We start from the raw sequence: 17,441 nt of genomic DNA on the forward strand, positions 1-17,441 counted from the left end.
CGATGCCTCTGTCAGTCTCGTTCGTCGGAGTCGGAGTCGAAGCCGAAGTCGTCATCGGCGGCGGGGGCGGGGTCGGCTGTGTCATCCGCGTCGCCGAGAGCGAGGTTCACCAGGTCGTCGACGGCGAGGTCGGCGATGGCGGTGTCCTCGTCGAGGGTGTCCTCGGACCAGATCGCGCCCTCGTCCTCGGCGCGCCGTTCGGCTGCCTCAGCCTGGGCGAGGAGGGTGCGTAGGCCGGGCAGGAGGCCGGCGTCGCGCAGCTGGGCGAGCGGGGCGGCGGCGAGGACGCGGCGCAGGCGCGCCTCGTCGAGGTCCGTCACGTCCTGCGTGGAGCTGTCCGCGGTGTCGTCCGGGAAGAGCTCGGTGTGGAGGTGGCGGGCGAGCGCGGCCGGGGTGGGGTGGTCGAAGACGAGGGTGGTCGCGAGCCGGAGTCCGGTCGCGGCCATCAGTTGGTTGCGGAGGTCGACGGCGGTCAGGGAGTCGAAGCCGAAGTCCTTGAAGGCGCGGTCGGCGTCGATCGCGGCGGGTGTCTCGTGGCCGAGCACCGCCGCGACGCGGGACTGGACGAAGTCGCCCAGGGCACGCTCGCGTTCGCCGGACGGCAGGCCACGCAGCTGTCCGACGAGTTCGCCGGCCTGCGCGGTCGCCGTGCCGGTGCCGTTACGGGCGGCGCTCTTCGCGTCGGGAAGGTCGGCGAGCAGGGCACTGGGCCGCGCGAGGGCGAACGCGGTCGCGAAGCGGTCCCAGGAGACGTCCACCACCGTGGTGCAGGGGCGGTCGTCGGCGAGCACCTGGTCGAGCGCGGCGAGCGCACGCTCGGGCGGCAGGGGGCGCAGCCCGGAGCGGCGGATGCGTTCCTCGGCGGCCCGGTCGGCGGCCATGCCGTCGCCTGCCCAGGGCCCCCACGCCAGGGAGGTGGCCGGCAGTCCGAGGGCACGGCGGTGCTGGGCGAGCGCGTCGAGGTGGGCGTTGGCGGCGGCGTAGGCGGCCTGGCCGGCGTTGCCGAGGACGCCGGTCACGGAGGCGAACAGGACGAAGAGCCCGAGGTCCCGGTCTGCGGTCAGTTCGTGCAGCAGGTCGGCCGCGTGGGCCTTGGCTGCGAGGGCGTCGGCGAGGTGCCGTGGGGTGAGGTCGCCGAGGACGCCGTTGGCGGGGATGCCGGCGGCGTGCACGACGCCGGTCAGCGGGGTTTCCTCGCCGATGCCGTCGATCAGGGCGCGGACATCGTCCCGGTCGGTGAGGTCGCAGGCGGCCAGGGTGACGCGGGCGCCGAGTGCGGCGAGTTCGTCGCGCAGTTCGGTGGCGCCCGGGGCGTCGGCGCCGCGCCGGGAGGCGAGCAGCAGATGCCTGGCGCCCCGTTCGGCGAGCCGTCGGGCGAGGTGCCGCCCGAGCGCTCCGGTGCCGCCGGTGATCAGTACGGTGCCGTGGGTGCCGTCCGTGAGGGCGCTTGCGGGGTGGGCGGTGCCGGGGCCGTCGTCCCGTACGAAGCGCGCGGCGAAGACGCCGCCCGCGCGGACGGCGAGCTGGTCCTCGGACCAGGTGGTGGAGCGGCCGTGGGCGAGCAGTTGGGCGAGCCGGGTCAGGTCCCGGTGTCCGGGCCGGGCCGGCAGGTCGGCCAACCCGCCCCAGATGTCGGGGTGTTCGAGCGCGAGGCTGCGGCCGAGTCCCCACAGCTGTGCCTGCGCGGGGTGCTGGAGCGGATCCCCGGTGCCGACGGACACGGCCGACCGGGTCGCGCACCACAGCGGCGCGCCGGTGCCGCCGACCGCGTCGGCCCAGGCCTGGGCGAGCAGCAGGGTGAGCCCGGTGGCGGCGGGCGGCTGTCCCTTGTCCTTCGGCTGTCCCTTGTCCTTCGGCTGTCCCTTGTCCTTCTGCTGTTCCTTGCCCTTCGCCTGCTCCTCGGCCCAGCCGAGCAGGGACAGCGCACCGTCCGGGGCCAGTTCACGGACCCGGGCGGCGAGTGCCGTACGGCTGTCGTGGTTTCCGACGGTCAGGACGGTGACCTGGGCGCCGGCGTCGCGCAGGGACCGCGCGCACTGTTCGACGAAGCCGTCCTGGTCGGCCGTCACCTGCTCGGGGGCGACGACCAGCCAGCTGCCGCTGAGCGTGGCGGCCGGTACGCCGACCGGCTTCCAGGTGACCGCGTAGCGCCAGGCGGCGAGTTCGGACGCCTCGCTCTGCCGCCTGCGCCAGTCGGACAGCACCGGCAGCAGGGAGTCGAGGGACGCGTCGGGGCTGACGCCGAGCCGGTCGGCGAGTGCGGTGGGGTCGCCGCCGTCGACGAGGTTCCAGAAACCGCCGTCGGTGCCGGGCTGTTGTGTGCCCAGGGCGCGCTGTGCCCGGCGGTCGCGCAGCCAGTAGCGGCGGCGTTGGAAGGCGTAGGTGGGCAGCTCGACGCGCGCACCGGCCGAGTCGTTCGTGGGGTCGGCGGCCGCGTTGACGGCGGCCCAGTCGGTCTTCATGCCACGGACGAAGAGTTCGGCGACGGCCGTGAGCAGCGTCTCGGCCTCAGGACGGCCGCTCCGCAGAGCGGCTGCGGCGGTGACCCGTCCGTCCGATGAGGAACGGGCGAGCGCGGTCAGGACCGGGTCGGGGCCGAGTTCCAGGAGCCGGGTCGCGCCGTGGCCGGTGGTGGCCGTGGTGAGGGCGTCGTGGAAGCGCACGGGACGGCGCACCTGGTCCACCCAATAGGCGGCGGACGCCCACTGTGTCGTGAGGGGCTCGCCCGTGGCGGTGCTCACGGCGGGGAGCGTCGGGCGGCGGTAGGCGATCGTCTCGGCGACGGTGGCGAAGTCGGCGAGCATCGGGTCCATCAGCGGCGAGTGGAAGGCGTGGCTGACCTGCAGCCGGGACACCCTCCGCCCCTGCCCGCGCGCCACGTCCATCGCCTCGACGACCAGTTGCTCGTCGCCGGACACGACCACGGACGACGGCCCGTTGACGACGGCGACGGCGATCTGACCGGCGCCGGACAGCCCCTTCAGCAGCTCCGTCACCTCGGCCTCGGTGCCCTCCACGGCGGCCATCGCGCCGCCCTCGGGCAGGGCCTGCATCAGCCGTGCACGGGCTGCCACCAGCCGTACCGCGTCCGGCAGTTCGAAGACTCCGGCGGCGTAGGCAGCGGCCAGCTCGCCCACCGAGTGGCCGAGCACGAGGTCCGGGCGTACGCCCCAGGACCTGAGGAGCTCGACCAGGGCCACTTGCAGGGCGAAGAGGGCCGACTGCGCGTAGCCGGTGGCGTCGAGCGGGTGGGCGTCGTCCTGCTGACCGTCGGCCTCGACGAGCAGCACCTCCCGCAGCGGACGCGGGAATCCGCCCTCGGGTCCGAGTTCGGCTTCGAGCAGCTCGCACACGGCGTCCAGCGCCTGCGCGAACACCGGGTAGGTGGCGTGGAGTTCGCGCCCCATGCCGGGCCGCTGACTGCCCTGCCCGGTGAACATCCACGCCGTGCGGCCCTCACCGACGGTGCCGGCCACGACCGTGGCGGGCCCGTTCACGGGGGCATCTTCGGCCGCCAACGCCTCGACCCCGGCGCGCAGTTGTTCAAGGTCGGCGCCGAGGACGACGGTACGGTGGTCCAGCACGGCACGGGTCGTGGCCAGCGCGTGTGCGATGGCGGCGGGGGCAGGGGGGTCCCCGGCGGAGAGGAGGCCCGTCAGCCGCGCTGCCTGTGCCCGGGTCGCCCGGTCGGTACGGCCGGACACCACCCAGGGCACGAGCGAGGGACCGGTACCGGCGTCGTCCCCGGGATCGCGGGTGCCGGCCGGCTCCCGTCCGCCCACGCTCTCCGCGGCGGCCGGGGCTTCCTCAAGGATGACGTGGGCGTTGGTGCCACTGATGCCGAACGACGACACACCGGCGCGGCGCGGATGCCCGGCCGCCTCCCAGTCCCGGGGTTCGGTGAGCAGCCGTACCGCTCCGGACTCCCAGTCGATGTGCTCGGAGGGCCGGTCCACGTGGAGGGTCCGGGGCAGGTGACGCCGCTGGAGCGCCATGACCATCTTGATGACGCTCGCCGCCGCGGCGCCCGCCTGGGCATGCCCGATGTTCGCCTTGACCGACCCGAGCCACAGCGGTTCGTCGTCGGTACGGGCCTGTCCGTACGTCCCGAGCAGGGCCTGGGCCTCGATGGGGTCGCCGAGCCGGGTGCCGGTGCCGTGTGCCTCGACCACGTCGACCTCGGCGGGCGAGACGCGGGCCGCCTTCAGCGCCTGGCGGATCACGCGCTGCTGGGACGGGCCGTTGGGCGCGGTGAGCCCGTTGGAGGCCCCGTCCTGGTTCACGGCGCTGCCGCGCACCACCGCCAGCACCGGGTGCCCGAGGCGCCGGGCGTCCGAAAGCCGCTCCAGCACGAGCATGCCCCCGCCCTCGCTCCACCCGGTGCCGTCGGCACTGTCGGCGAAGGACTTGCACCGCCCGTCACCGGCCAGTCCGCCCTGCCGCGCGAACTCCAGGAACATGCCGGGCGTCGCCATCACGGTGGCGCCACCGGCCAGGGCCATGTCGCACTCACCGGCCCGCAGCGCCTGGGCGGCCAGGTGCAGGGCGACCAGGGCCGAGGAGCAGGCGGTGTCCACCGACACCGCCGGACCCTCCAGCCCGAACACATACGACAAACGCCCCGACGCCACACTCGGCGTACTCCCGGTCAGCAGATAGCCGTCGGTCTCCGGGTCGGCGTCGTCGTCCTCCTGCCCACTGGCGTACCCGTTCGCGGACACGCCCGCGTACACACCGGTCGCCGAACCCTGGAGCGAGAACGGGTCGATGCCCGCGCGCTCCAGTGCCTCCCAGGCAGTCTCCAGCAGCAACCGCTGCTGCGGGTCCATGGCGAGGGCCTCTCGCGGCGAGATCCCGAACAGCTCGGCGTCGAACTCGGTCGCGCCGTCGACGAATCCGCCGACCGCCGCCACGCCCTCCAGCGTCTTCATGTTCCAGCCGCGGTCGAGGGGGAACGGCGTGATGCCGTCACCGCCCGCGGCCACCAACTCCCACAGCGCTTCGGGCGAGTCCACGCCGCCGGGGTAGCGGCAGCCCATGCCGATGACGGCGATGGGCTCGTCGGCGAGCCCCGCACCACGCGGGGCGATCTCCTCCGTCGTGTCGTCGGCCGACGCACCGACGAGCTGCTCACGCAAGGACTCGGCCAGCGCGGCCGGCGTCGGGTGGTCGAAGATGACCGTCACCGGGAGGGTGACGCCGGTGGCGGAGCCGAGCCGGTTGCGCAGATCAACGGCCGTGAGCGAGTCGAACCCGAGGTCCTTGAAGGCACGGGACGCGTCGACCGAGCCCGCGGACGCATGGCCCAGCACGGCGGCCACCTGCGCCTGCACCAGGTCCAGCAGTTCGCGCTCCTGCGCCTCGACGGACAGCTCGCCCAGCCGTCCGGCCAGGGCACCCCCGCTCCCGGCCGGGCCGGCGGCCCGACGTCGGCGGTCGGCGGCGGGCACGACGCCCCGCAGAATGGCGGGCAGGGAGTCTCGTACGGCGGCCAGGGCGGGGGTGCGCAGGGCGACGGGGACGGCGGTGGGCTCGTCGACGACGAGTGCCGCGTCGAGGAGGGCCAGGCCTTCGCCGGTCTCCAGCGCCGGGAAGCCCCGGCGCGCCATCCGCTCCAGCTCGGCCTCGTCCAGCGTTCCGCCCATGCCGTCGGCGGTGGCCCACATGCCCCAGGCCAGCGACACTGCGGGCAGTCCCTGGGCTCGGCGGGTGGCCGCGAGGGCGTCCAGGGCGTTGTTCGCGGCCGCGTAGGCAGCCTGACCGGCGTTGCCCACCACACCCGCGAAGGAAGAGAACAGCACAAAGGCGGACAGGTCACGTTCGGCCGTCAACTCATGCAGATGCAGAGCCGATTCGGCCTTCGCCGCCAGCACAGCGGCCAACCGCTGCTCAGTGAAGTCGGCGATCAGACCGTCGTCGAGTACACCCGCCGCGTGCACCACAGCGGACAGGTCGACGCCGTCCAGGGCCGTGGCCAGCGCCGCCCGGTCGGTCACATCACACGCCCGGACCCGGACACGGGCACCCAACTCTTCGAGACCCGCGACAAGTTCGCAAGCACCAGGAGCCTCCGGCCCGCGCCGGGAGACCAGCAGCAGGTCCCGCACTCCGTGCGCGGTGACCAGGTGCCGGGCGACCTCCGCGCCCAGCCCACCGGTGCCGCCCGTGATCAGCACCGTGCCTTCGCCACTCCAAGGCGACGGCACCGTGAGGACGACCTTCCCGACATGCCTGGCCTGGCCCAGCAGCCGCAACGCCTCCGGCGCACGCGCGATGCCGTAGGCGGTGACCGGGGCGGGCCGCAGGGCACCCCGCTCGAAAAGCTCCAGCAGCGCCGCGAACATCTCCGCGATGCGATCGGGGCCCGCGTCGATGAGGTCGAAGGAGGTGTAGTCGATGCCGTGCTCGGCCCGCACCTGCTCGGCGTCGCGGATGTCGGTCTTGCCCATCTCCACGAATCGGCCACCGGGACGTACGAGCCGCAGCGAAGCGTCCACGAACTCACCCGCGAGCGAGTCCAGCACCACATCGACGCCCGGCCCGAACCGCTCCTCGAACTCCGTCGTACGGGACGAGGCGATGCGCTCGGCAGGGACACCCAGTTCGCGCACCACCGGCCACTTCGGCTCACTGGCGGTCGCGAACACCTCGGCCCCCAGGTGCCGGGCGAGCTGTACGGCCGCCGTCCCCACACCACCGGCAGCGGAGTGGATCAGCACCGACTCCCCCGCCTCCAGACCGGCGAGGTCCATCAGGCTGTAGTAGGCGGTCAGGAACACGATCGGTACGGACGCCGCCTGCTCGAACGTCCACCCCTCCGGCACCCGCGCCAACAACCGCGCATCAGTCACAGCCGTCGGAGCGAACGCCCCGTCCAGCAGACCCATCACCCGATCACCGACAGCGAGTCCGCTCACATCCGGACCCACCTCGACGACCACACCGGCACCCTCATGCCCCAGCCGCCCCGCATCCCCCGGATACATCCCGAGGACGTTCAGCACGTCACGGAAGTTGACGCCGGCCGCCCGCACCGCGACCCGCACCTCGCCGGGGCCAAGGACACGCGGCTCCTCGGAGACGAGCCCCACACCGTCCAGCCGCCCCTGAGCCACCACATCCATCCGCCACCCGGTGCCCATCCCCACGGGCGGCGTCAGCACCCCACCCGAAGCCATCCGCACCATCCGCGGCACCCACACCTCGCCCGCCCGGATCGCGACCTGCTGGTCCTCGAAGCGGGTGGCGGCCAGGCGGTAGGACGCGGGGTCGTCGTCGATGTCGACGAGGGTGAAGCGGCCGGGGTGCTCGTTCATGGCGGAGCGCAGCAGGCCCCAGACGCCGGCGCCGCCGACGTCGGGTGTCTCGCCGTCCCGCACCGCCACGGCTGCGTTGGTCACGACCACCAGGCGTGCGGTGGCGAAACGCTCCTCGGCGACCCATTCCCGGACGGCCGCCAGTACGTCCGTCACCGCGGCCATACCCGCCCCACGGCGGACCGGAAGCAGGACGGTGTCGGGTACGTCGCCGTCGCACCGAACGAGGGTGAGACCGGCCCCGTGCCACGGTTCGGCAGACTCCGGCGCATGCAGGACGGTCACCGGGCCGGCCAGGTCGGCGGTGGGCTCGACGGGGGCGGGGGTCCACTCCACGCGGTAGAGATGCTCGGCGCTCGTGGCGGCGCCGCCGGCGGCGAACTGGGCGGGCGACGCCGGGCGCAGCAACAGCGACTCCACGGTGGCGGCCGGGGCGCCGGTGGCGTCGGCGATCTGGAGGGCGTAGGTGCCCGAACCGCGGGGGACGATCCGGACGCGGACGAGGTTCGCGCCGACGGCGTGGCAGGACACACCTGTCCAGGCGAACGGCAGCAGGGCACCATGCTGTTCATCCGCTCGCAGGGCCAGTGCGTGCAGCACCGCGTCGAGCAGTGCCGGGTGCAGTCCGAAGGAGGTCGCCTCGGTGGCCACGCCTTCGGGCAGCTCGGCCTCGACGTACAGTTCCTCGCCCCGGGCCCAGACTTGCCGCAGGCCACGAAACGCGGTGCCATAGCGCAGGCCCCGCTCGGCGAGCCTGTCGTACAGCCCGGCCATGTCGACCTGTGCGGCGTCCGTCGGAGGCCAGGCCCGCAGCTCCGAGGACCGGGCGGGTTCCGTGCCGCCGCTGACCGTTCCCTCGGCGTGCAGGGTCCAGAGGCTGTCGTCGTCGGTGTTGTCCGGGCGGGCGTACAGACGCAGCGGGCGGACGCCTGTGCCGTCGTCGGGCGCGTCGAGCGCGATCTGCATCTGGACGGCGCCCCCCTCGGGGAGCACCAGCGGGGCCTGGAGGGTGAGTTCATCGATGCGGTCGCAGCTGACGCGGTCGGCTGCCGCCAGGGCGAGTTCGACCAGCGCCGTTCCCGGTACGACGACGACCTCGCCCACGACGTGGTCCGCTAGCCACGGTGCGCCGGCCGTCGACAGCCGTGCGGTCAGCAGGACGGCATCCGATCCGGCCACGGGGACGGCCGCGCCGAGCAGCGGGTGATCGGCGGCTTTCAGCCCGAGGCCACGCGCGTCGCCGGCCGATCCGGCGTCGCGCAGCCAGTACCGCTCACGCTGGAACGCGTACGTCGGCAACGCGACGCGTACGGCACCGCTGCCCTCGAACACGGCCGACCAGTCGACGGCGGTGCCGCGGACGTACAGCTCGGCGACGGCACGAAGTGCGGTCTCCGCCTCGGGCCGGTTCCGGCGCAGCGCGGAGACGGCGAACGCCGGTTCCACCGTGGCGGACAGCACCGGATCGGGGCCGAGTTCGAGGAAGCGTACGGCGCCGAGGTCCTCGACAGCCGTGCGGGCGGCGTCATGGAAACGGACGGCCTCGCGCACCTGGCGCACCCAGTAACCGGGAGTGGTCCAGTCACCGTCGCCGAGCGCGGCACCGGTCAGGGTACTGACGGCCGGCAGCGTCGGCCGACGGTAGGTGATCTGCTCGGCGATCGTGGCGAACTCGTCGAGCATCGGCTCCATCAGCGGGGAGTGGAAGGCGTGGGACACACGCAGGCGGGTGACCCGGCGACCGCGCTCGCGGACGGCGGCCATGACCCGCTCGACGCCTTCTTCGGTGCCGGAGACGACGAGGGCGGCCGGTCCGTTGACGGCGGCGATCGTCACGTCGTCGGAGGTCAGCAGCTCGGCGATCTCCTCCTCGGCCGCCTCCACGGCGGCCATCGCACCGCCCTCCGGCAGCGCCTGCATCAGGCGGGCGCGGGCGGCCACCAGCCGTACGACGTCCGGGAGTTGGAAGACTCCGGCCGTGTACGCGGCGGCGTATTCGCCGATCGAATGGCCCAGCACCACGTCGGCGTGCAGGCCCCAGGAATCCAGCAACGCCGCGAGTGCGGTTTCGACGGCGAAGAGGGCTGCCTGTGCGTAGCCGGTGCGGTCGAGGAGGGCGGCCTCCTTGGAGCCGTCCTCGGCGAACAGCACGTCCCGCAGCGGGAACGGGAAACCTTCCGCGCCGGACAGCTCGGCCTCCAGCAGCGCGACCGTCCCATCGAAGACGCGCGCGAACTGCGGGTAATGCGCGTGCAGTTCACGCCCCATCCCCAGGCGCTGGCTGCCCTGACCGGTGAACATCCATGCCGTACGACCCTCGGTGACGACCCCGGTCACGGCAGGCTGGGCGAGCCCCGACCGCAGGGTGTCGATGTCCGGGCCCAGGAGGACGGCCCGGTGCTCAAGCGCCGTACGCGACGTGGCCAGGGACAACCCCACGTCGAGCGGGGACAGTTCGGGCCGTTCGGAGAGGAACGTGTCGAGCGTCTCCGCCTGCGCGTCCATGGCCTGCCGGCTGCGACCCGACAGCACCCAGGGAATGACGGGCACGTGAGTCGGAGACTCCGGCCGGCGCGGAGACGGCGCGGTGGGGGCTTCTTCGAGGATGACGTGGGCGTTGGTGCCACTGATCCCGAACGACGACACACCCGCCCGACGCGGCCGCTCACCACGCGGCCACGCCCGCTCCTCGCGCAACAGCTCCACCGCACCCGTCGACCAGTCCACATGCGAGGACGGCTCATCCACATACAGCGTGCGCGGCAGACGCTCACGGCGCAGCGCCATCACCATCTTCACCACACCCGCCACACCCGCCGCCGCCTGCGCATGCCCGAGGTTCGACTTCACCGAACCCAGCCACAGCGGATCCTCGTCCGACCTGGCCTGTCCGTACGTCGCCAGCAAGGCCTGCGCCTCGATCGGATCACCGAGCCGGGTACCCGTGCCGTGCGCCTCGACCACGTCCACCTCAGCCGCATCGACTCCCGCGGCAGCCAACGCCTGCCGGATCACCCGCTGCTGCGACGGACCGTTCGGCGCGGTCAGCCCATTGGACGCACCATCCTGATTGACCGCGCTGCCCCGCACCACCGCCAGCACCGGACGGCCCTGGCGGCGGGCATCCGACAACCGCTCCAGGACGAGAACGCCCCCGCCCTCAGCCCAACCCGTCCCATCAGCACTGTCGGCAAACGACTTGCACCGCCCGTCACCAGCCAGCCCACCCTGCCGCGCAAACTCCAGAAAGATGCCCGGCGTCGCCATCACCGTCGCGCCACCGGCCAGAGCCAGATCGCACTCACCCGAGCGCAGTGCCTGAACGGCCAAGTGCAGGGCGACCAGGGCCGACGAGCAGGCGGTGTCCACCGACACCGCCGGACCCTCCAGCCCGAACACATACGACAAACGCCCCGACGCCACACTCGGCGTACTGCCCGTCAGAAGATAGCCACCGGTCTCCCCCTGCGGGCTCTGCATGTTCCCGCCGTAACCGCTTCCGGAGACGCCGGCGTAGACACCCGTCGACGTGCCACGCAGCGACATCGGGTCGATCCCCGCGTCCTCCAACGCCTCCCACGCCGTCTCCAACAGCAACCGCTGCTGCGGATCCATCGCGAGCGCCTCACGCGGCGAGATCCCGAACAACTCCGCGTCGAACAACGCCGCGCCCTCGACGAAACCACCGACCGCCGCAAGCCCCTCCAACAAGGCAGGATCCCAACCACGATCCGCCGGCAACGCCGACAACCCATCCCGCCCCTCAGCGACCACACCCCACAACCCCTCGGCCGAAACCGCACCACCCGGGAAACGACACCCCATCCCCACAATCGCAACCGGCTCATCCAAAGCCGTACGTGTGCGGGTTGCGGCAACCGCGGTGCCGTCCGAGGTGTGCTCCCCACCCAGCAGCTGGGTCTTGAGGAAGTCGGCGAGGGCCGTGGGCGTGGGGTGGTCGAAGACGAGGGTGGCGGGCAGTGTGATGCCGGTGGCGGTGCTCAGCCGGTTGCGCAGGTCGACGGCGGTGAGCGAGTCGAACCCGAGGTCCTTGAAGGCACGGGACGCGTCGACCGACCCTGCGGACGCATGGCCGAGCACCGCGGCCACCTGCGCCTGCACCAGGTCCAGCAACTGACGCTCCTGCTCGGCCGGCTGGAGTTCGGCCAGCTTGCGGACCAGCCCGGTGGTGGCCGCGGCCTCCGCTCGACCGACGGCGCGCCGTCGCCGGTCGGCGGCGGGCACGAGGCCCTGCAGGATGCCGGGGAGGCTGTCGCGAACGGCCGCCAAGGCGGTGGTACGCAGCGCGACGGGGACGGCGACCGGTTCGTTCACCAGCAGAGCCGCATCAAGCAGGGCCAGGCCCTCGCCGGTCTCCAGCGCTGGGAAGCCCTGCCGCGCCATCCGCTCCAGCTCGGCCTCGCCCAGCGTCCCGCCCATACCGTCGGCGTTCGCCCACATGCCCCACGCAAGCGACACGGCCGGCAGACCCTGAGCACGACGGACCACCGCCAAAGCGTCCAGGACATTGTTCGCAGCCGAGTACGCCGCCTGACCGGCATTACCCACCACACCCGCGAACGACGAGAACAACACAAACGCGGACAGGTCACGGTCAGCCGTCAACTCATGCAAGTGCAGGGCCGATTCGGCCTTCGCCGCCACTACCCCGCCGACGCGCTCAGCCGTCAGATCACCGATCAGACCGTCATCGAGAACACCCGCCGCATGCACCACACCGGACAGATCGACCCCAGCCAGGATGGCGGCCAGCGCCTCACGATCGGTCACATCACACGCCTGAACACCGACACGGGCGCCCAACCCCTCGAGCTCCGCCTGGAGTTCGGCAGCACCCGGAGCCTCCAGCCCGCGCCGGGAGACCAGCAGCAGGTCCCGTACGCCGTGCGCGGTGACCAGGTGCCGGGCGACCTCCGCGCCCAGCCCACCGGTCCCGCCCGTGATCAGCACCGTGCCCTCGCCGCCCCACGGCGACGGCACCGAGAGGACGACCTTCCCGACGTGCCTGGCCTGACCCAGCAGGCGCAGCGCCTCCGGGGCCCTCGAGAGGTCGTACGAAGTCGCCTTCACGGGCCGCAGCGCGCCCCGCTCGAACAGGTCCAGCAGCGCAGCCCACATCTCGGCGATCCGGTCCGGGCCGGCGTCCATCAAGTCGAACGAGCGGTACACCACCCCGTGCTCGGCCCGCACCTGTTCGGCGTCGCGGACATCGGTCTTGCCCATCTCCACAAACCGGCCACCCGGACGCACCAACCGCAACGACGCGTCCACGAACTCACCCGCGAGCGAGTCCAGCACCACATCCACACCCGGCCCGAACCGCTCCTCGAACTCCGTCGTCCGCGACGACGCAATCCGCTCCTCCGGGACCCCCAGCTCACGCACCACCGGCCACTTCGGCTCACTCGCCGTCGCATACACCTCGGCCCCCAGATGCCGGGCAAGCTGCACCGCAGCCATCCCCACACCACCAGCAGCGGCATGGATCAGCACCGACTCCCCCGCCTCCAGACCGGCCAACTCCACCAGGGCGTAGTAGGCCGTCAGGAACACGATCGGCACCGACGCCGCCTGCTCGAACGACCACCCCTCCGGCACCCGCGCCAACAACCGCGCATCAGTCACAGCCGACGGAGCGAACGCCCCGTCCAGCAGACCCATCACCCGATCACCGACAGCAAGCCCGGTCACCCCAGGGCCCACCTCCACGACCACACCGGAACCCTCATGCCCCAGCCGCCCCGCATCCCCCGGATACATCCCGAGGACACTCAGCACGTCCCGGAAGTTCACCCCCGCCGCCCGCACCGCGACCCTCACCTCACCGGAGCCAAGGACACGCGGCTGCTCAGCGACCAGCCCCACACCATCCAGCCGCCCCTGAGCCACCACATCCATCCGCCACCCAGCACCCACCCCGACAGGCGGCACCAGTACCCCACCGGACGCCATCCGCACCATCCGCGGCACCCACAGCTGGCCGTCCCGCAGGACGACTTGGTCGGTGTCGTCGGTGAGCAGGGCGGCGGGGGGCAGCTCGCTGTCGTCGATGTCGAGGAGGGCGAAGCGGCCGGGGTGCTCGTTCATGGCGGAACGCAGCAGGCCCCAGACGCCGGCGGCGGTCGGGGCGGGGCTCTCCTCCGGTGTCACGGCGACGCCGTCCGTCGTCACGATCACCAGGCGGGAGTCGGCGAACTGTGGCTCGGCGAGCCACCGTTGCACCACCGACAGCGTCCCGGCGAGGACGTCCGCGACGGGGCCGTCGGCGGCGACGGGCAGCAGGACCCGGCGCGGAGTGTCGGCCCCGGCGTCGAGGGCGGAGCGCAGCGCGTCCAGGTCGGGGTGGACCGAGGCGTCGAGACCGCGAGCCGAGTCGCCTATGACGACCGTGCCGGCCGTCTGCCGTTCGGTGGTCGGCGCGGCGGCCGCGGTCCACTCCACGCGGTAGAGGTGCTCGGTGTCCTGCGTGGCCTGCTGGGCAACGAGTTCCGTCGTCGAGACGGGGCGCAGGAGGAGAGAGTTGACCGTGGCCACCGGTTCGCCCGTCGCGTCGGCGACGCGCAGGCCGATCTCGCCCTCGCCGCGCATACGCAGCCGGGCCCGGACCGACGAGGCTCCGACCGCCGTGAGGGTCACGCCGGACCACAGGAACGGCAGGAGTGCGGTCCGGTCGTCGCCGCCGCGCAGGGCGAGGGCGTGGAGCACGGTGTCGAGGAGGGCGGGGTGCAGGCCGAAGGCGGCGGCGCCGTCGGCGATGGGCTCGGGGAGGGTGGCCTCGACGTACCAGTCGTCGGCGTTCCGCCAGACGCGGGAGATGCCCCGGAAGGCGGGGCCGTACTGGAGACCGACGTCGGTGAGGCGGTCGTGGAGGCCGGCGAGGTCGGCGGGCTCGGCGTCGACGGGCGGCCAGGCGCGCAGGTTCCAGTCATCGCCGGGCGTGGTGCGGTCGCTCACCGTGCCGGTCGCGTGGAGCGTCCAGGCCTGTTCGATCTCGGCGTCCTCGACGCGGGCGTAGACGCGCACGGCGCGGCGGCCGTCGTCGGTGGCGGCGTCGATGACGACCTGGACCTGGGCCGCGCCCTGCTCGGGGAGGATCAGGGGGGCCTGCAGGGTGAGTTCGTCGAGGTGGTCGCAGTCGACGCGCAGGCCTGCCTGGACGGCGAGTTCGACGAGGGCGGTGCCCGGGACGACGGCGAGTCCGCCGACCAGGTGGTCGGCGAGCCACGGGGTGGTGGCGACGGACAGGCGGGCGGTGAGCAGGACGTTGTCGGAGCCGGCTACGGCGACGGCGGCGCCCAGCAGCGGGTGCCCGGCGACCCCGAGGCCGAGGCCGCGGGCGTCGGAGGCGGGCCGGGTGGCGTCCAGCCAGTAGCGGTGCCGCTGGAAGGCGTAGGTGGGCAGGTCGGTACGGCGGGCGCCGGTGCCGGTGAACACGGCGGTCCAGTCGGCGGTGGCGCCCCGTACGAACATCTCGGCGAGCGCGGTGAGCACAGAGCCGCACTCGTCGCGCCCCGCGCGCAGGGTGGCCACGGCGGTGGTGCCGGGGGCGGCGGTCTGGACGAGGCCGGTGAGGACGGGGTCCGCGCCGATCTCGAGGAAGCGGGTGACGCCGAGTTCGGTGGTGGCGGTGCGGACGGCGGCGTGGAAGCGTACGGCGTCGCGGACCTGACGTACCCAGTAGTCGGGGCTCGCCCAGTCGTCGGCGGCGGCCCGTCCGGTGAGGGTGCTGACGGCGGGCAGGACGGGGCGGCGATGGGCGATGCCCGCGATGGCCTCGGCGAACTCGTCGGTCATGGGGGCCATGAGCGGGGAGTGGAACGCGTGGCTGACCCGCAGCCGGGCCACGCGCAGTTCGCGTTCGCGTGCCGCCTCCATGATCCGTACGACTGCCTGCTCGGTGCCGGAGACCACGACGGCGCGCGGTCCGTTGACGGCGGCGATGACGGCGCCCGTGGTGAGGAGTGTGGTGACCTCGCTCTCGTCGGCCTCGATCGCGGCCATCGCGCCGCCGTCCGGGAGCGCCTGCATGAGCCGGGCCCGGGCGGCCACCAGCCGTACGGCGTCGGGGAGTTCGAGGGCACCGGCGGCGTGGGCGGCGACGATCTCGCCGATCGAGTGGCCGATCACGACGTCGGGCTCGGCGCCCCAGCCGCGCAGCAGGGCGACGAGGGCGGCCTCGACGGCGAAGATGGCCGTCTGGGCGTAGCCGGTGCGGCCCAGCAGCGCGGCCTCGGGGGTTCCGGGTTCGGCGAAGCACACGTCGCGCACGGGCGCGTCGAAGCCGGGTGCGCCGCCGAGTTCGGTGTCGAGCAGGGCGCATACCTCGTCGAAGGCACGCGCGTACGCGGGATGCGCGGCGTACAGTTCGCGGCCCATGCCGGGGCGCTGGCTGCCCTGACCGGTGAACAGCCATGCGGTGCGGCCCTCGGTGACCGCGCCCTTGACGGCGGCGATGCCGGTGACGTCGGCGAGGGCGGCGCGCAGGGTGTCGCGGTCGGGGCCGAGGACGACGGCTCGGTGTTCGAGGACGGCGCGGCCGGTGGCCAGGCTGTGGCCGATGTCGAGGGCGGAGGCGTCGGAACCGGTGACGTGGGCGGCGAGGCGTTCGGCCTGGGCCTCCAGTGCGGTGGCGCTGCGCGCGGTGAGGACCCAGGGGACGCAGGGCAGGGTGCCCGACGCCTCGTCGGTGTCGTCGGCCGTGGGCGCGGGGGCTTCTTCGAGGACGACGTGGGCGTTGGTGCCGCTGATGCCGAAGGAGGACACGGCGGCCCTGCGGGGGCGTTCGGCGTCGGGCCAGGGCCGGGCCTCGGTGAGGAGGCGGACGGCGCCCGCCGACCAGTCGATGTGGGAGCTGGGCCGGTCGGCGTGCAGGGTGGGCGGCAGGTGGCGGGCGCGCAGCGCCATGACCATCTTGATGACACCGGCCGCGCCGGCCGCCGCCTGGGTGTGCCCGATGTTGGACTTCACGGAGCCGAGCCAGACGGGGTTCTTCTCGTCCCGTCCCTTGCCGTAGGTGGCGAGCAGGGCCTGGGCCTCGATGGGGTCGCCGAGCCGGGTGCCGGTGCCGTGCGCCTCGACGGCGTCCACGTCGGCGGTGGTGAGCCGGGCGAATTCCAGCGCGCGGCGGATGACGCGCTGTTGCGCGGGACCGTTGGGCGCGCTGAGGCCGTTGGACGCGCCGTCCTGGTTGACGGCGCTGCCGCGGATCACGGCGAGGACCGGGTGGCCCAGACGCCGGGCCTCGGAGAGGCGCTCCAGGACGAGGACGCCGGCGCCCTCGGCCCATCCGGTGCCGTCGGCGTCGTCGGCGAAGGCCTTGCACCGGCCGTCCCCGGCGAGTCCGCCCTGCCGGGAGAACTCGACGAACGTGGTGGGCGCGGCCATCACCGTCACGCCTCCCGCGAGCGCCGTCTCGCACTCGCCGGAGCGCAGGGACTGGCAGGCGAGGTGCAGGGCGACGAGGGACGAGGAGCAGGCGGTGTCGATGGTGACGGCGGGTCCCTCGAAGCCGAAGACGTAGGCGATGCGCCCGGAGAAGACGCTGCCCGCGTTGCCGTTGGCGAGGAACCCGGCGACGTCCTTGGGCACTTCCCGCAGGCGGGAGGCGTAGTCGTGGTACATGAGGCCGGCGAAGACGCCGGTCGCCGTGCCGCGCAGGGAGGTCGGGTCGATGCCCGCGCGTTCAAGGGCCTCCCACGAGGTCTCCAGCAGCAGCCGTTGCTGCGGGTCCATCGCCAGGGCCTCGCGTGGGCTGATGCCGAACGCTTCGGCGTCGAACTCGGCGGCCTCGTGCAGGAATCCGCCCTCGCGGGTGGCCGAGGTGCCGGACGTCCGCTCCGTGTCGGTCGCGAACAGGGCGTCCAGGTCCCAGCCGCGGTCGGTGGGGAACTGTGTGATGCCGTCCCCACCACCGCTCACCAGCCCCCACAGGTCCTCCGGCGAGGCGACGCCGCCCGGGAAGCGGCAGCCCATCCCGACGATGGCGATCGGCTCGTGGTCCTTGGCCTCGGCCTCGCGCAGTCGAAGGTGGGCGTCCTGGGCGTCGGCGATAGCACGCTTGAGGTATTCGCGGAGCTTTTCCTCGTTCGCCATCTGTTCCTTGTC

The 17,441-nt window shown here is 73.2% G+C and carries 1 protein-coding gene; it reads right to left on the reverse strand.

From position 1 onward, the window contains the following. Window positions 1–11: 11 nt before the first annotated feature. Window positions 12–17,429 (reverse strand): type I polyketide synthase, encoded by a 17,418-nt coding sequence (locus tag ACIA8X_RS35625; protein ID WP_399460027.1) that lies wholly within the window; start codon window positions 17,427–17,429, stop codon window positions 12–14. Window positions 17,430–17,441: the final 12 nt, after the last annotated feature.

Origin of the sequence: Streptomyces sp. NPDC051738 (assembly GCF_044453205.1) — a bacterium.
In the GTDB taxonomy this organism is placed as follows: Bacteria; Actinomycetota; Actinomycetes; order Streptomycetales; family Streptomycetaceae; genus Streptomyces.

Coding starts and splice junctions, on each gene's coding strand:
- ACIA8X_RS35625 (WP_399460027.1), bottom strand. CDS start 17,429: ATGGCGAACGAGGAAAAGCTCCGCGAATACCTCAAGCGTGCTATCGCC.